The organism is Psychrobacillus sp. BL-248-WT-3 (genome assembly GCF_012843435.1).
Lineage (GTDB): Bacteria > Bacillota > Bacilli > Bacillales_A > Planococcaceae > Psychrobacillus.
The window spans coordinates 25,293-46,842 of sequence record NZ_JABAFC010000014.1 but is presented as its reverse complement, the minus strand read 5'-3'; the positions used below and the strand labels follow the sequence as shown (position 1 = coordinate 46,842).

Here is a 21,550-nt window from a genome sequence, read left to right as displayed (position 1 = left end):
GAGAATTCTATGAGCGATCCATTATTGGACCGTGTACCGCCGCATAATCAAGAAGCAGAGCAATCTGTTCTTGGAGCCATATTTTTAGAACCACAAGCATTAATAACAGCCGCAGAGATTGTCATGCCAGAGGATTTTTATCGGGTAGCTCATCAAAAAATATTTCAGACCATGCTTCGTCTGAGTGATCAGGGAAAAGCAATTGATGTTGTAACAGTCACAGAAGAACTTTCTTCTAAGAAGGAATTAGAAGATGTCGGCGGTATCTCCTATATTAGTGAAATAGCAAATGCCGTGCCTACCGCAGCTAACATCGGACATTACGCTAAAATAGTAGAGGAAAAATCTATACTCCGTCGTCTTATTCGCGTGGCTACGACAATAGTAGAGGATGGCTTTACTCGCGAAGATGAGGTAGAAGCTCTCCTTTCCGAAGCAGAAAGAAAAATGATGGAAGTTGCCAATCGTAAAAATGCAGGTGACTTCAAACACATTAAAGATGTGTTAGTAGAGACGTATGACAATATTGAGAAGCTACACACAAGAAAAGGTGACGTTACCGGTATTCCTACTGGTTTCCGTGATTTAGATCGTATAACAGCAGGATTTCAGCGTAATGACCTTATTATTGTGGCTGCCCGTCCTTCGGTAGGTAAAACAGCCTTCGCTTTGAACGTAGCACAAAACGTAGCAACTAAAACAGATGAAAACGTCGCTATCTTTAGTCTAGAGATGGGTGCAGAACAGTTGGTTATGCGTATGCTCTGCGCAGAGGGCAATATTGACGCACAAGTGTTAAGAACAGGTGCGCTGACTACAGAAGACTGGCGCAAGCTGACGATGGCTATGGGTAGCTTATCAAATGCAGGAATCTATATAGATGATACACCGGGTATCCGGGTAAATGAAATAAGAGCAAAATGTAGACGATTAAAGCAGGAGTCAGGCTTAGGCATGATTCTAATTGATTACTTACAGTTGATTCAAGGGAGCGGTGGAAGTCAGGCAAACCGTCAACAAGAGGTATCTGAGATTTCTCGTTCATTAAAGGGGCTAGCCCGTGAATTGAAAGTTCCTGTTATTGCTCTATCGCAGCTTTCCCGTGGTGTTGAGCAACGTCAAGATAAGAGACCAATGATGTCTGATTTACGTGAGTCTGGTTCTATTGAGCAAGATGCCGATATTGTTTCCTTCCTGTATCGAGAAGATTACTACGATAAGGAAACAGAAAATCAGAACATGATTGAGATTATTATTGCTAAGCAACGTAACGGCCCGACTGGCACAGTTACTCTAGCATTTGTGAAAGAATTTAATAAATTTGTGAATATTGATTGGAGTCAACATCAAGCTCCTCCAGCATAAAAACACGAACGAATTGATTAATTAAACATCAATTCGTTCGTGTTTTTTACTTAAGTTGGTTGACTATGGTAAAAATGATTGGTACAATTACACTGATTTTTAATCAGGACGAAATGTCTGACGGAGGTGTTGGCAATGCCATCAGTAGTTGTAGTAGGGACCCAATGGGGAGACGAAGGAAAAGGTAAAATTACTGACTTTTTATCAGAACACTCAGAAGTAATTGCACGTTACCAAGGTGGTAATAATGCAGGACATACAATTATTTTCGGAGGAGAGACCTATAAGCTACATCTCATTCCTTCCGGTATTTTCTATAAGGACAAGATTTCAGTTATTGGAAATGGCATGGTGGTTGACCCCAGAGCATTAGTAAAAGAACTTAAAGGGCTGCATGATCGCGGTGTAACGACTGAAAACTTACGTATTTCTAATCGTGCCCACGTCATTCTTCCATATCATATAAAGCAAGATGAAGTAGAAGAAGCTCGCCGAGGAGCAAGAAAAATTGGAACGACAGGTAAAGGAATTGGTCCTGCCTATATGGACAAGGCTGCTCGTGTAGGTATACGTGTTGCAGATCTTTTAGATTATGAAGTGTTTAAAGAAAAATTAGAGCATAACCTAGAAGAAAAAAATCGTATGTTTGAGAAGTTTTATGAAACAGAAGGATTTACAGTAGAAGAAATTTTAGAAGAATTCTACAGTTACGGCCAAGAAATTGAACAGTATGTAACAGACACCTCAAAAGTACTTAATGATGCATTAGATGAGGGCAGACGCGTACTTTTTGAAGGAGCTCAAGGAGTAATGTTGGATATTGACCAAGGAACGTATCCTTTTGTCACTTCTTCTAACCCGGTAGCTGGCGGAGTAACGATTGGAGCAGGAGTAGGTCCAACAAAAATATCGCATGTGGTAGGAGTATGTAAAGCATACACTTCACGTGTAGGAGATGGGCCATTTCCTACTGAACTCTTTGATGAAGTAGGGAATCAAATCAGGGAAGTAGGAAAAGAGTATGGGACTACAACAGGTAGACCACGTCGTATAGGATGGTTTGATACAGTGGTAATTCGCCATGCGCAAAGAGTAAGTGGATTAACGGATTTAACAGTGAATTCAATTGATGTTTTAACTGGATTAAAAACAGTTAAAATTTGTACAGCATACGAATATAAAGGAGAACTTATCACAGAATATCCAGCAAACCTGCGTATGCTTGCCGAATGTAAGCCAGTATATGAGGAGTTACCAGGTTGGAGTGAGGATATCACTCAGTGTAAATCTCTCGATGAATTACCAGACACTGCAAGACATTATTTAGAACGCATATCTCAATTAACAGGAGTTCCTATCTCTATTTTCTCTGTAGGACCAGATCGTACACAAACAAACGTTATTTCAAGCGTTTGGAGATAATTATAAGTGAAATGAAAGCCGCCAATGAAAACTTGGCGGCTTTTTATGTGAAATAATTTTAAGAATTTTCACCGACAAACAAAGATTTATCCCAGTAAATTGCCTTCTATTCATCTGAATGTAAGACCTATTCTCTCTGTAAGAAACCAGGTCTAAGTAATATATATAAACTGTCTAACAATATAATTGGAAAAGTGGCCAATAGCTAGAAATGGATTTACAAGATATTCATGTCTATCCATTTGATTCTCTTCATATACAAAGCTATAGGTGTCTGAAATTTATCAAATTATTACAAATATAACAGAGGCACCAATAGTAATATGTATAAATAAGAATTTACTGGAGGAAATTCTTAAAAACATAGGATTAAAACCTATAAAAATGATTAAATATAACAACTAAAATGTAAAAATAGAAAATAATGGATTTAAAAATACATTTTCTTTACAAGATAGACTATTCCTACACTTCACTATTTCAAATATGTTAAATTAAGATAGTGTAAAATTTGCACTAGCAACTTAAATAGGTTTGGAAGGAGCTTTATCATGCTTTGGAATAGTAAGAATGAGGAACAAGAGGGTCAAAACTTCACTGTTCTTTCAAACAGAAAATCAAATGTAGTGAAAAAAGCTACTATAATGGTATTACTTATGTCATCTCTAACTTTTAATATGGCATTTGCTAATGAAGAGGATAATAAGGCTTTAAAAGAAATTTATCATATATATGCAGAAGGTCAGTATATTGGGGCTATTTCCGATAAAACGGAAATGGAAAAGCTTTTTGATAAAAAAGTGCAAGAGAGTAGCTCCCAATATGACGGTCTTCAACTACAAGCAGGCAATAACCTAAAGGTTATTACTGAACAAGTTTATACTCCCTCAACAAACGATGAAACAACATTGCAAAAGCTTAACGATTTAATAGAAGTGGAAGCAACCGCGTTTGCCTTATCTGTCAATGACGAGATGGCAGTCTACGTCAAAGACATTGCAACATACCATGAAGTTATTAAAAAATTAAAACTTCAGTTTATCACAGAAGAAGAGCTAGCCACATTGGAAGCTAGAAAAAGTGTTACAGATAGCTTACCCGAATTACAAACTGGCGAAACTAGAATTGTAGATTTAATTTTAAAACAAGAAGTCTCAGGGGTTACGGTAGATGTGACACCCGAAAAGGTTGTATCTGCTGATGAAGCAGTTAAGCTTCTTTTAGAAGGAACTTTAGAGCAAGAAACCTATAAAGTTTCAGCTGGTGACGTACTTGGTAATATTGCAAGTAAATTTAATTTAACCTCAGCGGAATTATTAACGATCAATCCAGGACTTACAGATACAAGTGTCTTACAGATAAATCAAGAGCTTAATGTCACTGTACTTAAACCACTTATAAATATGGAAGTAGTTTATGAGAAAAAGGTAGAGGAAACTGTACCTCATACTAAACAAGTAATAGAAACAGATGAGATGTTCAAAGGTGATACAAAAGTGAAGCAAGAAGGTGCCGATGGAAAACGAGTGGCGACTTATTTGATTCGTCAAGAGAATGGTGTAGAAATTGGCCAATCACTTTCAAATGAAACGATTTTAGAGCAACCTAAGGAACATGTTGTATTAAAGGGAACAAAAGTGATTCCATCACGTGGTTCTGGAGTGTTTGCATGGCCAGCAGAAGGTGGCTACATTTCTAGTAAAATGGGTTACCGTTGGGGACGTAAGCATGAAGGTATTGATATTGCTCGACCAAGTGGATTTAATATTAAAGCTGCAGATAATGGAGTAGTTGAAGCTGCTGGTTGGGATGGTACATACGGTAATCGTGTAATCGTTAATCATAAAAATGGGTATAAAACGACGTATGCTCATCTCTCCTCAGTTAGTGTAAGTGTGGGAGATGTAGTGCCACAAGGCTCAAAACTAGGCGTTATGGGGAATACAGGACGCTCCACAGGAACTCACTTGCATTTTGAAGTGAAGAAGGACGGAGTTACGATTGACCCCTTATCTGTGTTAAAATAAATATAAGTTAGAGACAGTCGCTAGCCGGCTGTCTTTTTATGTATTGTGAAATATTGAATTAGGAAAGAATTAAATTTCCTGGGAAATATTTCGACAAAGCTCGACCTTAAACTTTCAATTTCTACCCTCATTTTTTCTCACTTCTTTAATGATGCAAGGAGAGTAAAAGAATGATAGAGTAATGATATATTAATTGTTTAAAGTAATGTATTTGATTAAAATATAGCAGAAAAGGGCGAAAGGGGTTTAACAAGTGAGTAAAAAAATACTAGTAGTGGATGATGAAAAGCCGATTGCTGACATACTACAATTTAATTTGAAAAAAGAGGGCTATCAGGTTTTCTGTGCATATGATGGCGATGATGCATTGAAAAAAGTAGACGAGATTCAACCAGATCTCATGCTGTTAGACATAATGTTACCCAACAGAGATGGAATGGAAGTTTGTAGAGAAATTCGTAAACGCTTTAGCTTTCCTATCATAATGCTAACTGCTAAAGACTCAGAGATAGATAAGGTCTTAGGGTTAGAGCTAGGTGCAGATGATTATGTAACAAAGCCATTTAGTACAAGAGAGTTAATAGCTCGAGTTAAAGCTAACATGAGAAGACACCAAACCATTCAAGAAGATAATGAAGTAGTTACTAATGACATTACTATTGGTCCACTAACTATCCAACCGGATGCTTATTTGGTATTAAAAAGAGATGAAACAATTGAATTGACTCACCGTGAGTTTGAACTCTTACATTATCTTTCTAAACATATTGGACAAGTAATGACAAGGGAACATCTATTACAAACAGTTTGGGGTTATGATTATTTTGGTGATGTCCGTACTGTAGATGTTACAATCAGACGTTTACGTGAGAAAATTGAAGATAATCCTAGTCATCCAAACTGGATTGTAACTAGACGAGGCGTTGGTTACTATTTAAGAAGTCCTGAGCAGGAGTAATTCGATGCATAAGGTTGGTTACTTTAAATCAGTTCATGTAAAGATTGTGTTGATTTATGTTTTACTGATTTTAATAGCTATGCAAATAATTGGTCTATATTTTGTCAAGGGATTGGAGCATACATTAAAAGAAAACTTTCAACAATCTGTTAAGGATCGCGTTGGTGTATTAGAGTTTAGTGCAAGAGAAGAACTTGTTAAAATACGGGTAGAAGAAGACCAAACATTAGAACAAAGCTTACGTTCTATTTTGAATGGTCTTAATTCTGATGATATTAAAGAAGTTCGAGTAATCGATGCGAAATATCAAATACGAGCTACCTCAGATTCGAACAACCAAGCAATCGTTGGACAAAAGTCGTTAGATGAGCTAGTCCATAAATCTATCACGGCAGAAGAAGATTTTGATAGCATCGCCTCTAAATCAGGAGAACGTGTATGGATATTAGTAACGCCAATTATTTCACAGGGTGAGGTAATTGGAACTCTTTATATTGAATCGAATATTGAAAATGTATTTGGTCAAATGAACGAAATAAACCAAATCCTCGCAGTGGGTACGGCAGTAGCCCTTGTAATCACAATTGTACTAGGTATTCTTATAGCACAAACGATTACAAGACCTATATCGGAGATGAGGAAACAAGCACAGGCTATGTCTAAGGGCAACTTTTCTCGTAAGGTAAGAGTTTATGGAAATGATGAAATCGGTCAGTTAGCACATGCATTTAATCATCTAACAAATAGGCTGCAAGAATCCCAGTCGACTACAGAAGCTGAGCGTAGGAAACTTGCCTCTGTTTTAACTAATATGACGGATGGAGTAATAGCCACTGATCGAAAGGGTAGAGTTATTTTGATCAATGATCCTGCCCTAAGGCTCTTGCGCATACCAAGAGAAATGGTTCTCAACAGGCCTATTATTTCAGTGCTTGGCATTGATAGCATTCATTCCTTCGAAGATCTCATTCATTCAAAGGAATCCATGAATTTAGATTTCAGTACCCAGGAACGACCATATATACTTCGTGCGAACTTTTCAGTTATCCAAAAAGAAACTGGTTTCGTAAATGGTTTAATCGCTGTTTTACATGACAATACCGAGCAAGAGAAGATTGATATGGAACGTCGAGAGTTTGTAGCTAATGTATCGCATGAACTTCGAACTCCTTTAACTACTATGAGCAGTTATTTGGAGGCACTAGCGGATGGAGCATGGAAGGATGAGGAGATAGCACCGTCATTTCTAATGGTTACGCAAACGGAGACCCAACGAATGATTCGATTGGTAAATGACTTACTACAATTGTCTAAGATGGATAGTCGTGACTATGATTTGAATAGAGAAATCGTTAATTTTAATCTATTTTTCAATCGTATTATTGATCGTTTTGAACTGTCTAAATCACAAAATGTTACGTTCCAACGTATGCTTCCAGATACGCCGTACTATGTAGACATTGATACAGATAAGTTAACTCAAGTAATCGATAATATTATATCGAATGCGTTAAAGTATTCCCCAGATGGAGGGAATATTCGATTTGGCATAGCAGTCAAAGATGAGTGGTTACAAGTGATGATATCAGATGATGGTATGGGAATACCTTCTGAAAATGTAAATCGCATTTTCGATCGTTTTTATCGAGTAGACCGGGCTAGAGCCCGTTCAATGGGAGGGACAGGGCTTGGCCTAGCCATTGCCCGGGAAATGATTGAAGCCCATGGAGGTAAGATTTGGGCAGAAAGTGAAGAAGGTCATGGAACTACTATATTCTTTACTTTAGAAATACTGTTGGATGAAGAAGGTGAGTGGGATTGAAGTATATTGAACCAGTAAAATCTATTATTTTATTATTACTAATACTGCTTAGTCTTACACTTACCTTTACGATTTGGACCTATTCACCAAAATATGATACTACTGAACCACCTGTCGTTAATATATCGATTGCAGAGAAGAAGAAGATGGAAGATGTTATAAAACCGTATCGTTTGCTGATTAGTCAACCCGAAAATCTAAGAGGCTCCTATTCGATCGTAGATATCAATAATGTTATAAATCCCATGAAAAATTGGGAGATTGAAACGGTGAAACTGTATAGTAATAATACGAATGCGGGGCAGGTAAATGAATTAATCAACAAGCCATATACGAGTACATTGTTTTTTCAAGCAGATATACCGATAGAATCTTATAGTTCGATTTTAAAGTTTTTAGATCCTATCTTTCCTAACTCTTCTTTTAATCGTCTAGTTATAGATTGGTCCTCGAAAAGTGTGGACCAAAGAGTAGAGGAAAAGGAATCTGATCAAGGGGCTACTTTGTATTTCATAAGCACCACCTTGAATAAAATCTATACGGCAAATGTGACGAAGGAAGATATCTTTGGTTTCTCTGAGCGTATGGTCAAGACTTCCAATGCTATGCTGGAATATAAAGAAATCGTAAGAGAAGGCAAATTATCCTTATATACTACAAGTAACCCTGAAAAGGTTGTTCAATATACTTATTTAGTGGAAGAGATTGATACGAATAGGTTCAAAGATGCCCTTTTTAATATACCAAGTTTAGTTGTTCGGCGAAGTAACCCAGTAGGATCAGGAGAACAATATACGGATGATAACGCATTAATGACTGTAGACCCTATTTCTAAAAGGTTAAGCTACGTTCATCCAGCATCAGAAGGTGAATTTCTTGGTAAATCATCGGAACTTTTATATAATAGCTTAAGCTTTGTAAATGAGCATGACGGTTGGACTGATGATTATCGATTTAGTAGAATGAATAAGAATGCGAGTCAAGTAAATTATCAACTGTATTTTGATGGGTTGCCTGTATTCAGTAAGGATATGTTGACTACAGAAATAGTTCAAGTTTGGGGAAGTAATAGAGTTTATCGTTACAATAGACCGTATTACACGTTAAATGCTCTACCGATAACTTCCACTGATTTAGAGTTACCTTCCGGTCAAAATGCATATGAATTACTTAGCTTAGCCCCAAATTCACAAGTCTCTTTAATAGAGGATTTAGTACAAGGCTATTATATATCCAAAGACGAAGACCAACCTTTATTTACTTTGGTGCCCTCTTGGTATTATCAAGTTAATGGATCATGGTTAAGACTATCTCCAGAAACTATAGGAGGTGGCACCTATGGATTGGAATAAAACGAAGACTATTTTTATCATTGTTTTTTCTATCTTGAATGTCTTTTTGTTTTCCTTATATTTGAATAGATATACAGCAGGTCAAAATATAGAAGTTTTAAGCTCTACCACGACAGAGGAACGTCTAAAAGTAGAGAACATTAATGTGTCAAAAGCTTCTAGTGTTACTGTGGAAGAAGCCTATTATGTTTCTGGTAGTGTTCATAACTTTAAGCCAGAAGAAATAGAAGAATTAGAAAATCAAACAGTTGAATTTAAGCCTGATGCACAAATAGTCGGCACATTTATAAAACCTATACCAATAACCGAAGAGAATTCCATCGAAACTCTCATCAGTGATAATATATTTAAAGGTTCTTCATATGGATTGTGGAAAATAGACGAGGAAGCTCGTATGGCAATTTTTTTTCAAAAAGTAAATGATCGTCTTGTCTATTACAATCAAAAAGCTAAATTAGTAGTCTATTGGAATGAGAATAATGAACTCATAAGCTATGAGCAAACCATCCTAGATAACTTAGAGGATTATAGTGAGTCTAAAAATCTATTGCCTACTATTCAAGCAGTTTCAAATCTATATTCCAAAGGTTTGCTAGTTGCCAATTCAACCGTTACAGATATTAGTCTGGGCTATTTTACATTAGTCCAACAAGCCGAGACGCAGGTATTTGCACCAACTTGGCGAATACTTGTGGAACGTGAGGACGGAACTATAGATGAACACTTTGTAAATGCGGTAGAAGGAAGAATTATTGAAATACCAACAGAAGTAGATTCATCAGCAGTAGAATAAGGAGTTTTGATGATGAAGTTTAGTGTATTAGCTAGCGGGAGCAGCGGAAACGCCATCTACGTAGAAAACGAGAAGCATTCCTTTTTAGTTGACGTAGGCCTAAGCGGCAAAAAAATGGACGAGCTCTTTCAAGGAATTGGAAGAGAAATAAAAAATCTTTCTGGTATCTTCATTACTCACGAGCATAGTGATCATATAAAGGGGCTCGGTGTATTAGCTAGAAAATATGGTGTACCAATATACGCCAATGAAAAAACATGGGGAGCAATGGATTCACTTGTTGGAAAGGTGCCCTTAGATCAACGTTTCACTTTTGATATGGAATCGGTGAAAACGTTTGGCTCTATGGATATCCAATCGTTTGGTGTCTCCCATGATGCTGCAGATCCGATGTTTTATATATTTCATGAAAATGGGCGCAAGCTTGTTTTAATTACAGATACGGGATATGTAAGTGATCGCATGAAGGGACATATTAAAGGAGCAGATGCCTTTGTCTTCGAAAGCAATCATGATGTCAGTATGCTACAAATGGGACGCTATCCTTGGTCGGTCAAACGCCGAATACTAAGTGACGTGGGACATGTCTCTAACGAAGATGCTGCGGTAGCTATGAGTGAGGTAATTGATTTAAAATCAACTAATGTGTACCTCTCACATCTTAGCAAGGATAATAACATGAAGGACCTAGCAAGAATGAGCGTTACCCAAACCTTACAATCGTGTGGTATCATCGCAGGTGAATATGTTCACTTACACGACACGGATGCAAATCAGCCAACTGAATTAGTACTAGTATAATTATAAAGTTCCAGGAGCCTAAAAGCTTTTGGAGCTTTTTTTAATTTAATTTTAGATTATTTTCATTTAATTTTAATGTTTAGTGGGTAAAGTAAGCATACGAACATATTGTTTAATGAAAGGGAGAGTGCAATGGGTTACTATAATTCATATGGTCCTGAACAAGAACCACCAAAAGTAAGAAATAAGGATAAGAAAAGAGGAGTAATAGGTTATTTCTTCAGTGGATTAGCAGGAGTCCTAGTAGGAGCTCTTCTAGTTTGGTTTTTAACTCCTTCTGTTGTAAATAATTTACCTTCCCAAACAGAAGGGGAAGCAACGACAAGTAAAACAACTAAAACAGAGCAAGTAAGCGTCGATATTACTACGGATGTAACCGGAGCAGTAGAAAAAGCCTCGGCGGGAGTAGTCGGTATTACTAATATTCAATCCGTAAGAAATTTCTGGAGCCAAAGTTCCACGGAGCAGGAGGCTGGCACTGGTTCAGGAGTAATCTATAAAAAAGAAGGCGGAAAAGCATATATCATTACGAACCATCATGTAATTGCAGGTGCAGAAGCATTAGAAGTGACATTAAAGGATGGAGTAAAAGCAGACGCAAAATTAGTCGGAAGTGACATGTGGACAGATCTAGCCGTGTTAGAAATAGACGATAAAGGAATTGAAACAGTTTTAGAGATCGGAAACTCAGATACATTAAAGCAGGGAGAAACAGTTATTGCTATTGGTAATCCTCTCGGCTTAGACTTCTATGGTTCAGTTACAACTGGTGTAGTTTCTGGTACGGACCGTGCTATTCCAGTGGATATCAATGAAGATGGGACTGTGGATTGGCAAGCAGAAGTTTTACAAACGGATGCGGCCATTAACCCGGGTAATAGTGGTGGAGCATTGATTAATTTAGCCGGTCAGCTTATAGGCATCAATTCGATGAAAATCTCTGAGTCAACAATAGAAGGAATAGGCTTGGCGATTCCAGTAAACTCCGCAATGCCTATAATTGAAGACTTAGAAGTCAATGGTAAAGTAATTCGACCTTCTATGGGTGTTACACTTATCGATTTAACAAATGTTCCAGCATTTCATCAACGAGATACTTTAAAACTACCTGCAGAAGTTACTACTGGGGTTGTTGTAGATGAAGTATATGAAGGAACACCTGCAGCAATTGCTGGTATAAAAACCTATGATGTCATCGTAGAAATGGATGGAGAAAAAGTGGAGAATTCCATCGATCTTAGAAAGCATCTATATAATGAAAAAGATATTGGTGATAGCTTGGACGTCAAGGTGTACCGTCAAGGAGAAATAGTCGAATTAACTTTAACATTAAAGGACTCCACTCAGTTATAGACATGTGGATAACTAAAAAGTAGCAACAAAAGTTTTACACAACGAGTATGGAAAGAAAAGCTTGTCTTTCCTACTCGTTTTTTCTTTGTTAAAATAGACTGTGGATAACAATAGAAAAAATGTGTATAACTATGTTAAGTAATTTTAAAGAGAAAGGGAGTTAAATAGTGAGAATATTCAGTTGCGAAACCCATATAAATCACGCTTTAGATATCTTTGTAGCAGAGGAAAAAACATTCCCAGTGATGGAGAAAATAAATGAGGAAAAACAGTTATCCACAAGTTGTACCTATTGTAACAATTCTGCAATATATCTTGTGGCTCATGAAAATGACGACACAACATGTAGATAAGTGTTGTGGATATGTGGATAAGTGTTGTTAATAACTTGTTTGTAAATGAAATGTAAAGGTGGATAACCTGTGAATATACAAATTATATCAGTAGGTAAGCTGAAGGAAAAATACTTGAAAATGGGGATTGAAGAATATACAAAGAGACTGGGAAGCTATGCAAAAATAGATCTTGTCGAAGTAGCAGATGAAAAAGCTCCTGAGAATCTGAGCGAGGCAGACATGGAAATCGTAAAGAAGAAGGAAGGAGACCGTATCCTAGCAAAAATCGGTGCAGACACATATGTCATCGCTTTAGCTATCGAAGGAAAGATGAAAACCTCTGAACAGCTTGCTGCAGATATCGAGTCGTTAATGACTTATGGAAGAAGCAAAATAGCTTTTGTAATAGGTGGTTCTCTAGGATTGCATGAAGAAGTTATGAAGCGAAGCGACGAAAAGTTATCCTTTTCCAAAATGACTCTACCACACCAGCTTATGAAGCTCGTTTTAGTGGAGCAGATTTACCGAGCATTTCGAATTATGAAGGGTGAACCGTATCATAAATAGATGAGGTTTTTAAAATAACCACCTAGAACGTTAATTTATCAGCGTTTTAGGTGGTTATTTTAATTAAGGATTTGTTGAATTTCCATCTTAACGCTACGTGTTATAAAATTTATTCAGTTAAGGCCTCATTACTTGTCGGTTTAATTATATTTTTTTGTTGATTTTCTCTCGGTACATCTCCCTCTGCTCTCCAAACCGTACCCCTGCGTTCATACTCTAACAGTTGCTCCACTGCGTGTGCTATACGGGGACCTAATTCTCGCTCAACTAGGTAAAGGGCAACATCGAGTCCCGAAGTAACGCCACCGCCAGTAACAATATTACCATCATCTACAATTCTAGCATTAACCGGAATCGCATTTGTAGTACTTAAAAGCCCCATCCCCATGTGGTGGGTAACAGCATGCCGGTCTTCTAACAATCCACCCATTGCTAAAATGAGAGAACCACCGCAAACTGCTGAAAGCAATAGATCTGGTTTCTTAATAGCTTCAATGAGTAAATTACTTAACTCTGTTTCCGTTGCTTGTTGTAATTTAGCTGGGCTCGAATCTGGTCCATCCTCGTGAACCGAACTAAATGCTCCTGGAATAAGAATAATTCCTTTACTGTTTATATCAAGTTTACCGCTAGCTTGAATAGGTAAGTGATTTACCCCGCTTGGTACCATTCGTTCCCCTTCAGGAGAAACGAGTTGAACGGTGATGTCTTCATTTGCGTACATCGCTGCAGCAGTAAACACTTCATAAGGTGCAATAACGTCTAATAAATCAAATCCATCAAACAATACAATTTGGATATACAGAATATTACCTCCATTTAAAATGATTTTTATTCGATAATGTCTTTACTTTGTAAGTAAATTTTTCAGTCGTTGATATTCCGACTCAGTTAGGTCCCCCTCAATTACAAGGTCTTTAAGACGGTCAATTTGCTTGGAATGCATATAACGACAGCGTATTGCGTATATGCGAACCGCTACAATACAGAATAGTGTAAGGCAAAACAAAGCACCGAATGGAAAGAATGAGAAAGTTTGATCTTCAATACCCATTTGTAAATCCTCCCTTAATATAGTTAAAGTGTGGAGTATTTCAAATAGATGATGATAGCTCCACAATGAAAGAATAACCTTTGAATGTCTCAAAAGAGGGTATGAAACAATCACAAAATCATCACAATCCATCGGAAAACTTATTCTTTAATGTAAAAGTGATAAACTAAAACTATATTTTAATTTTGTTAGTTGGTATCTATGGGAGTCGTCTGAGGAAAGGTGGAATTTTCGTAATGGAAAGATATACGGTTTTAGTCGTTGACGATGACATTAGCATTGTTGAACTATTGAGAGATTTCTTAGAAAATGAAGGCTTTTATGTGAAAACGGCTTATGACACTAATTGGGCACTCGTCGCCCTGAAACAAAGTACAATTGATTGCCTCGTCCTAGATATCATGATGCCGGGTCAAAATGGTTTTGAGTTATGTCGGCAGATCCGTATGGAAAGTAATGTGCCAATTCTATTTTTAAGTGCTCTGAGTGATGACGTAGATAAAATTCGTGGATTAGCACTTGGAGGAGACGATTATATAGTCAAAACTGCTTCGCCGGGAGAGATTGTTGCAAGAGTAAAGGCTGTATTAAGGCGATCCAGTTCTAAGCAAGAATTCAGAAAGGTCTTAGATTATGGACGTCTCTTATTGGATTTGTCCACAAGAGAAGTATTTATAGATGGGCAATCCATATCACTGACTCCGAAAGAGTATGATTTGCTGCAACTGTTCGCGGAACATCCAAAATATGTTTTTTCATATGATCAATTACTCGGAAAATTTTGGGAAGGGATTGGTGATAAACATACTATTCGTGTCCATCTAAGCCGACTTCGGGAGAAAATTGAAGCTGATCCGAATAATCCCCAATTTATAGTTAACGTATGGGGTATAGGTTATCGCTTCAAAGGAGAAAAAAGTGAAAACTATTCGCATTCGTAAATTTACCATTCTTAGTTTATTAATTATACTTATTTTCCCGTGGATATTTTATGTAGGTGGGCATTTTCTTGAAACAAAGTCATTCAATCTTGGAATTCCGACCAAGTCAAAAATTACACAAATAGTTGCGGGAATTACGGGTCTACTATTGGCCTTTTTGATTGTGGCCTATACAATGCGAAGATATATTCTCCTCCCTTTAGAGAAAATGAGCCTCTGTGCTCGCCAAATTGCAGATGGAGATTTGGATATCCAAATCCCTTCTTCAAAGATTTCAGAAATTGCTGAAGTCCATGATGGGTTTAATGTAATGGTCGATAGTTTAAAAAAATCTTTTGATAAACAAGTTGAATTGGAAGATGAACGGAGGTTTGTGATTGCTGCTGTTGCGCATGATTTACGGACACCGTTATTTGCCTTACGGGGTTATTTAGACGGCCTAGAGCAAGGTATTGCTGATTCGCCTGAAAAGAAAGCAAAGTATTTGGCAGTTTGTAAGGAGAAGTCAGCACAGTTGGACCGACTTGTAGAGGAGCTTTTCACGTTTGCGAAGACAGAGTACCAAGAAATGGTACGTGGTGAAAATAGGGTTGATCTGATACTTGTTCTCAAGAAATCGATTGAAAGCTTAAGCCCTCGGGCTGAGCAAAAGGATATCTCTATCATTGTAAATAATTTGACAAGTGATTGTAATATTAAGGGCGATTCACACTTATTAGAGCGAGCATTGAATAACTTAATAGATAATGCGGTCAGACATACACCTAGAAATGGTGAAATTTATATCAATTGCAATAGAAATGAAACCTTTGTGATCTTTACGATACAAGATACAGGGGAGGGGTTCTCTGAAGAGGATCTGCAAAGAGTTTTTGAACCGCTATATCGAGGGGAAGCATCAAGAAATCGCTCAACTGGAGGAGCCGGATTAGGATTAACTATTTCTCAGCGAATTATTAAACAGCATGGCGGGGACCTAGTTGTAGGAAATCACCCAAAAGGTGGAGCATACTTAAAAGGCTGTATACCCTTGGATACTTAATTATCAGTGCTCTTAATGTTTGAAGGATAGACCGTTCACTAAACTTAAGAAATTTTTTCAATATCTAGACTGAATTTGTGATAGGGAGAAGTATATTATTTCTAAAAGAACAAACTAGAACGATATTGTCGCAATATTCTAGCTGGTAACAATTTAACAGTATTAGTATACCAGTCATTAAAGGAATATAAATTCCTCTTGAAATGGGAAATCCCTATTCAAAATTAAGAAACAAAAAAGCAGCATCTCACAAGGAGATGCTGCGGTAGAATTCTTTGTTCCTGAAGAACTCTAATGGGTTTGGCACCCAATAATGCTAATTTGCCTAATCTAAAGTTACCATTATTCGGTGTCAACGAGAGTTGTTTATTACTTATATAATATAGCATAGCAATCCGTGATATCGTTACTAATTATGTATTCTGTGTATAGAATACATAAAAATGAGGCCACATTCGATTTATACAAATCGCACTTATTTAATAAGAGAACCACCAAAAATATTGATCCAACATGTTTTGGTGGTTTAAACGTAAACGAGTTGTATGAAGCTTCCATATTAAGGTCGGTAGGTATTCAAGTTATTTGTTTATAGTGTTATGGAGTAATTGCTAAAGGTACCCCAAACCTCCTGTTTAAATAATGACGGATAAATGGACATAAAGTTAACGATTATTAAGGCATAATCTAAACTTGGGTATAGGTCAAATAAAAACCTATCGCCATATCGAATGGTTGTTAATGCAAGTGGTAATTCGCGCCTAAAAACTTCATTCCGCTTTGTTGCTGCACTTAAGTCGTGATTTTCTTTATCTAGATATAGATATACGTTGTAATTTAAACTATTTCCTTGTGTTTTCCAAACGCCTAGTACTTCGTCTCTCATTTCAGTATTAATTTTATCCCATGCAAATTGTGTTCCAATTGTTAAGAATAATTCTCCAGTGAAATCAGAGTGAGTCAGTGTGTGACTTCTGGAAATGATGGGTCCTGTAGCTGAAACACCATCTCGATATTCAACAGTGAGTTTATCTGGATTTAACTTACTAATGCCACCAACTCCAATCGTTTTTTTACCAATATGCTATTTTTTAGTTTGAGGTTGGTTAAAAGACACAGGTGTAATGATTTTAATTGGAGGAGCAGAAGTAAAAAGGATAGCGGAGACCAAATAGGTCAAGTTATCCCTTCCAATGTTAATAAATTTTGCAATAAACCTCAAAAGCGTCCTAATTTTGTTAAGCTACTGTTACTTAGTAGTTCTTCATAAAATAATGAGTAAGTTGGTAAATTGGATAGAATGACATAATTCAGGTTTTTTTCACAATACCTAGGGGTGAAAAAATGGCTAGAGTTAAATACCGAGATAAAGACATTGATCTCATCGCAGGGTGAACTGGGAATGAAAATTAAATAAAAAAAAGGTCGATTTTCTACATTAATAGAAAATCGACCTTTTAAAATCTTATTGTGCAGTTAATCCGCCATCGATTACAAATTCTGAACCTGTGGAATAGCTAGACTCGTCCGAAGCTAAGAATAGTACCATATTAGATACTTCTTCTGGCTGTGCAACGCGTTTTAAAGGAATGTGTTTAGCGAATTCTTCAACCGCTGCTTTTGTATCTTCTTGCACAACCATTGGTGTAGCGATTACACCTGGATGTACAGAGTTTACGCGAATGCCCATTGGAGCTAAGTTAATTGCAGCTGCTTTTGTCATACCACGTACGGCAAATTTAGTGTCAGTGTAACCAACAGCCCCAGCAACTAAGCCGTTCATAGAAGAAATGTTGACGATGGAACCGCCACCAGCTTTCATCATGGAAGCTGCTACTGTTTTCATCCCTAAGAAAACAGAAACTTGGTTAATATCCACGATACGACGGTATTCTTCTACTGTAATATCAAGCATATTTTTAGCCATTGTAATACCGGCATTGTTTACTAAAATGTTTACTGGACCAAAAGCTTCTTCTGCTTTTGCAATAACGGTAGCCCAATCCTCTTCAGATGTTACGTTTTGTTTTACAAAAAGAGCATTCTCACCTAACTCAGCTGCAAATGCATTTCCTTTTTCCTCATTTAAATCTGTTAAAATGACTTTTGCACCGTGCTCAACGAATAATTTTGCATGTGCTGCACCCATACCTTGCGCAGCTCCTGTAATAATTGCAACTTTACCTGATAAACGACTCATGTAAATGGCCTCCTAAGTTTCATATAAAGTGATAGTTGACTATCACTTTTATACTTACTAGTAAACAACTTAACTGTCAAAATGTCAATTCCTAAGTCCGTTACTTATTATGGTCGGATGTAACGTAAAAAAACATCCTTCATCATTAATAATTGTTTTTCTGCAGTAAGTAACGACGAAAGATAGGCATCATGCTTTGTCAGCCTTGATTTATAAGCGAATATACTAAAATTTTGAACCATCGTCATCATAAATACTTGCAAATCGGCATCAGATCTTAAACTACCATCTTGCTTGCCCTGATCACCTACTGTTAATAAAATACCTGCCAATTTGCTGCGTGCAGATAAGTATTCTGCATATTGATCAGGTGATTCCTCCGCTATTTTTTCATATAAATCAAATGACTCAAAAAACTTCGCTAAACGTAGCTGTGGATCCTTCGTTACATTTATATAATAATCTAAAATCTGCTCTATTTTTTCATATGCAGGGATTGTTTGCTCCACAATCTCCCCTACATCTGTAGCCATTTTATCCGTAATAGCATTTGTAGCAGCTATCACTAAATACTCTTTTTTAGGAAAATAACGGAATAACGTTGCTATTCCAACGCCAGCAGCAGTTGCGATATCTTGCATTTGTATAGTTTGTATACCTTGCTCCAAAAATAACTCCGTTGCAATCTTGATAATATTTTCACGGCGTTGTTGCTTTTGTTGTTCTCGTTTACTCAAATTTAATCACTCCAGCTATTCTTCATACAATGATTGTAACATGCTTTATCGTATCATCTTATTTTCATATCGAAGCTGCTTAATTGAAATAGGCAACAAGATAAGATCGTTTAAGAAAATTTGCGAAGACGGAATCTATAGTTAGTCCAATGGTCTAATTTTTTGTATATTTGGGACATGAGTTTACGATAAAGTTAAAGACCTTCTTTATGGACATTATTAACAGAGTATTGGATAACAACTATTTTCATACCTTAATGGTTGACTGAGAACTAAATGTATAGAATAATAAAACTATACATTAGAATTATTATAAGATAATTTTAATACTTATGAGAAATAATAAATAATACATAGGAGGCTATAAATCATGGCATTAATAGGTAAAGAAATTGCACCATTCACTGCAAAAGCATTTCAACAAGGTGAATTTATCGACGTATCTTCTGAAAACTTCAAAGGTAAATGGTCGGTAGTATGCTTCTATCCTGCAGATTTCACTTTCGTATGTCCTACAGAGCTAGAAGACTTACAAAATGAATATGCAACATTAAAATCTTTAGGAGTTGAAGTTTACTCTGTATCGACAGACACTCACTTCACACATAAAGCTTGGCATGATACTTCCGATACTATCGGCAAGATCGAATACATAATGATTGGTGATCCATCCCACACAATTTCTAAAGCATTCGATGTATTAAATGAAGAAGATGGCTTAGCAGAGCGCGGTACTTTCATCCTTGACCCAGAAGGTATTGTACAAGCTTATGAAATTAACGCTGGTGGTATCGGTCGTGATGCATCTACGTTAGTAAACAAAATAAAAGCAGCTCAATATGTTCGCAACAATCCAGGCGAAGTTTGCCCAGCTAAATGGCAAGAAGGCGGCGAAACTTTAACTCCAAGCTTAGACCTAGTTGGTAAAATCTAAGTTTCTAAGCTATATAAACTAGAGCGAGATTTAAGCGGCAAGTGCCTGTTATGAAATTATTTTCAGACAGCCTTGTCGCTATTTTTTATTAGGATTATAAAGAAAAAAGAAATAAGCGTATTAAAAAATTATGAATAGAGGTGAGGGGCTGCTCGTTGAGGATAACATATAGATTTATTATTTAATGATAGTTATATAATTTTCTGACTATAATAATTCTACATGTCAGCGACAGCGAAGTTTATGCTATTAGATGCAAACTTGAAAGCTCAGTTACAACAGTATTTAGCATTATTAGAAGGTGAGATAGTTATCAAAGTAAGCGTAAGCGATGATAAGGTATCCAATGATATGCTTGATCTTGTAACGGAGTTAGAAAATATGTCTCCGCTAATTACTGTACAACATGCATTACTAGAGCGTACTCCTAGCTTTAGTATTAATAAGGTAGGGGAAGAAACAGGTGTAACATTCGCAGGCTTACCGCTTGGCCATGAATTTACATCATTAGTCTTAGCCTTATTGCAGGTTTCTGGTCGTGCTCCAAAGGTAGACGAGTCAGTGATTAAACGTATTCAAGCAATCAAGAAACCTATGAAATTTGAAACGTACGTGAGCCTGACTTGTCACAATTGTCCAGACGTTGTGCAAGCATTGAATATTATGTCTGTGTTAAATCCAAATATCTCTAACACAATGGTAGAGGGTGGCACGTTCCAAGACGAAATTAAAGAACGTGACATTATGGCCGTACCAACAGTTTATATGAACGGTGAGAACTTTAGTGGAGGGCGTATGGAGCTTGAGGATATTTTAAACAAGCTTGGAGAAGCGTCTGACGGCTCTGAATTTGGAGATGTTGAACCGTTCGATGTATTAGTAGTTGGTGGCGGTCCGGCAGGTGCCTCAGCCGCAATCTATTCTGCTCGTAAAGGTATTCGCACAGGAATTGTAGCGGAGCGCTTTGGTGGCCAAGTAAATGACACATTGGCTATTGAGAACATTATTGGTACCAGAGCTACAGAAGGTCCACAATTTGTTTCAAGCCTAGAGGCACATGTAGCGGATTACAATGTAGATATTATGAAATCCCAACGAGTTACAAGTATTGCTCGTAACGAGATGGTAGAAGTAACTTTAGAAAACGGTGCAGTATTGAAAGGAAAAACAGTTATTCTTTCAACAGGGGCACGCTACCGTCAATTAGGTGTACCGGGCGAGCAAGAATTTAAAAATAAAGGCGTAGCATATTGTCCGCATTGTGATGGTCCTATCTTCAAAGGGAAAGATGTGGCAGTAGTTGGCGGTGGAAACTCTGGAGTTGAAGCAGCAATTGACTTAGCGGGAATTGTGAATCATGTTTACCTATTACAACGAAATACAGAGCTAAAGGCTGATACAGTATTACAAGAGCGTTTACATAGTCTATCTAATGTAACGGTTTTAACAAATGCCTTAACACAAGAAATTACAGGTACAGATAAAGTGAACGGGTTAACTTATTTGGATGTTGTGTCTGGAAAAGAAGAGCATATTGAGCTACAAGGAGTTTTCGTACAAATTGGTCTACTACCGAACACAGAATTTTTAAAAGGTATAATTGATTTAAATCAAAATAATGAAATCATTATTAATAAGCATGGTGCGACAAGCATGCCTGGTGTATTCGCAGCAGGTGACTGTACGGACACAGTATACAAGCAAATCATCATTTCAATGGGTTCAGGGGCAACCGCTGCACTTGGATCATTTGATTATTTGATACGTAACACGACGCCTCAACTAGTTAATGGTTAATATCTTACTAATCTAGTCCTAGTTATAAAGAATACAAAAGCAGTATCAAG

Annotated in this window: 19 protein-coding genes and 1 pseudogene; 15 read left to right on the top strand and 5 right to left on the bottom strand. The window is 37.0% G+C overall.

Translation table 11 applies throughout. From position 1 onward, the window contains the following. Nucleotides 1-9: 9 nt before the first annotated feature. The 11 genes from dnaB (at nucleotide 10) to rlmH (ending at nucleotide 12,795) form a co-directional block, all read left to right on the top strand. Nucleotides 10-1,365: a replicative DNA helicase gene (gene dnaB / locus HF876_RS09410; protein ID WP_144540259.1), complete on the top strand. Its 1,356-nt coding sequence runs from the start codon at nucleotides 10-12 to the stop codon at nucleotides 1,363-1,365. Between the two features lie 135 nt (nucleotides 1,366-1,500). Further along, nucleotides 1,501-2,787, top strand: coding sequence for an adenylosuccinate synthase (locus HF876_RS09405; protein WP_169359810.1), 1,287 nt, complete (start codon nucleotides 1,501-1,503; stop codon nucleotides 2,785-2,787). A gap of 551 nt (nucleotides 2,788-3,338) precedes the next feature. Then, a complete protein-coding gene (locus tag HF876_RS09400; RefSeq protein ID WP_169359809.1) occupies nucleotides 3,339-4,814 on the top strand; it encodes a M23 family metallopeptidase in 1,476 nt (491 codons plus the stop codon). 253 nt (nucleotides 4,815-5,067) lie between these two features. After that, nucleotides 5,068-5,772 carry a response regulator YycF gene (yycF, locus tag HF876_RS09395; RefSeq protein ID WP_169359808.1) on the top strand — a complete coding sequence of 235 codons (705 nt, stop codon included), beginning with the start codon at nucleotides 5,068-5,070 and terminating at the stop codon, nucleotides 5,770-5,772. A gap of 4 nt (nucleotides 5,773-5,776) precedes the next feature. Then, nucleotides 5,777-7,594 (top strand): cell wall metabolism sensor histidine kinase WalK, encoded by a 1,818-nt coding sequence (gene walK / locus HF876_RS09390; protein WP_169359807.1) that lies wholly within the window; start codon nucleotides 5,777-5,779, stop codon nucleotides 7,592-7,594. Continuing rightward, a complete protein-coding gene (locus tag HF876_RS09385; protein ID WP_169359806.1) occupies nucleotides 7,591-8,946 on the top strand; it encodes a YycH family regulatory protein in 1,356 nt (451 codons plus the stop codon). The genes walK and HF876_RS09385 overlap by 4 nt, the downstream gene beginning before the upstream one ends. Then, a complete protein-coding gene (locus HF876_RS09380) occupies nucleotides 8,933-9,739 on the top strand; it encodes a two-component system regulatory protein YycI (RefSeq protein ID WP_169359805.1) in 807 nt (268 codons plus the stop codon). The genes HF876_RS09385 and HF876_RS09380 overlap by 14 nt, the downstream gene beginning before the upstream one ends. A 12-nt stretch (nucleotides 9,740-9,751) precedes the next feature. After that, nucleotides 9,752-10,540 carry an MBL fold metallo-hydrolase gene (locus tag HF876_RS09375; protein ID WP_169359840.1) on the top strand — a complete coding sequence of 263 codons (789 nt, stop codon included), beginning with the start codon at nucleotides 9,752-9,754 and terminating at the stop codon, nucleotides 10,538-10,540. A gap of 132 nt (nucleotides 10,541-10,672) precedes the next feature. After that, nucleotides 10,673-11,893 (top strand): S1C family serine protease, encoded by a 1,221-nt coding sequence (locus HF876_RS09370; RefSeq protein ID WP_169359804.1) that lies wholly within the window; start codon nucleotides 10,673-10,675, stop codon nucleotides 11,891-11,893. A 167-nt stretch (nucleotides 11,894-12,060) separates the two neighbouring features. Then, nucleotides 12,061-12,246, top strand: coding sequence for a CxxH/CxxC protein (locus HF876_RS09365; protein ID WP_169359803.1), 186 nt, complete (start codon nucleotides 12,061-12,063; stop codon nucleotides 12,244-12,246). A 69-nt stretch (nucleotides 12,247-12,315) separates the two neighbouring features. After that, nucleotides 12,316-12,795, top strand: a complete 480-nt coding sequence (gene rlmH, locus HF876_RS09360) for a 23S rRNA (pseudouridine(1915)-N(3))-methyltransferase RlmH (protein WP_169359802.1) — start codon at nucleotides 12,316-12,318, stop codon at nucleotides 12,793-12,795. Nucleotides 12,796-12,925: 130 nt separating this feature from the next. Here rlmH and HF876_RS09355 read toward each other — a convergent pair. Beyond that, nucleotides 12,926-13,603: pseudogene (locus HF876_RS09355) on the bottom strand (DJ-1/PfpI family protein); the annotation flags it as partial. 39 nt (nucleotides 13,604-13,642) lie between these two features. Beyond that, nucleotides 13,643-13,849, bottom strand: coding sequence for a hypothetical protein (locus tag HF876_RS09350; protein WP_169359801.1), 207 nt, complete (start codon nucleotides 13,847-13,849; stop codon nucleotides 13,643-13,645). Nucleotides 13,850-14,085: 236 nt separating this feature from the next. Here HF876_RS09350 and HF876_RS09345 point away from each other — a divergent pair, with 236 nt between their 5' ends. Both HF876_RS09345 and HF876_RS09340 read left to right on the top strand, forming a co-directional pair. Further along, nucleotides 14,086-14,790, top strand: coding sequence for a response regulator transcription factor (locus HF876_RS09345; protein WP_169359800.1), 705 nt, complete (start codon nucleotides 14,086-14,088; stop codon nucleotides 14,788-14,790). Then, nucleotides 14,768-15,832, top strand: a complete 1,065-nt coding sequence (locus HF876_RS09340) for an ATP-binding protein (protein WP_169359799.1) — start codon at nucleotides 14,768-14,770, stop codon at nucleotides 15,830-15,832. Before HF876_RS09345 ends, HF876_RS09340 begins: the two co-directional genes overlap by 23 nt. Nucleotides 15,833-16,421: 589 nt before the next feature. Here HF876_RS09340 and HF876_RS09335 read toward each other — a convergent pair. From HF876_RS09335 to HF876_RS09325, 3 genes are all read right to left on the bottom strand, one after another. Then, nucleotides 16,422-16,883 (bottom strand): staygreen family protein, encoded by a 462-nt coding sequence (locus tag HF876_RS09335; RefSeq protein WP_169359838.1) that lies wholly within the window; start codon nucleotides 16,881-16,883, stop codon nucleotides 16,422-16,424. A 414-nt stretch (nucleotides 16,884-17,297) separates the two neighbouring features. Next, nucleotides 17,298-18,032: a glucose 1-dehydrogenase gene (locus tag HF876_RS09330; RefSeq protein ID WP_169359798.1), complete on the bottom strand. Its 735-nt coding sequence runs from the start codon at nucleotides 18,030-18,032 to the stop codon at nucleotides 17,298-17,300. Nucleotides 18,033-18,139: 107 nt separating this feature from the next. After that, nucleotides 18,140-18,769 (bottom strand): TetR/AcrR family transcriptional regulator, encoded by a 630-nt coding sequence (locus HF876_RS09325; protein ID WP_169359797.1) that lies wholly within the window; start codon nucleotides 18,767-18,769, stop codon nucleotides 18,140-18,142. Between the two features lie 370 nt (nucleotides 18,770-19,139). Here HF876_RS09325 and ahpC point away from each other — a divergent pair, with 370 nt between their 5' ends. Continuing rightward, the gene (ahpC, locus tag HF876_RS09320) at nucleotides 19,140-19,703 is read left to right on the top strand and encodes an alkyl hydroperoxide reductase subunit C (RefSeq protein WP_169359796.1); all 564 of its coding nucleotides are present in this window, start codon (nucleotides 19,140-19,142) and stop codon (nucleotides 19,701-19,703) included. A 243-nt stretch (nucleotides 19,704-19,946) separates the two neighbouring features. Then, on the top strand, nucleotides 19,947-21,500 hold the full coding sequence (ahpF, locus tag HF876_RS09315; protein ID WP_169359837.1) for an alkyl hydroperoxide reductase subunit F: 1,554 nt from the start codon (nucleotides 19,947-19,949) through the stop codon (nucleotides 21,498-21,500). Nucleotides 21,501-21,550 lie beyond the last annotated feature (50 nt).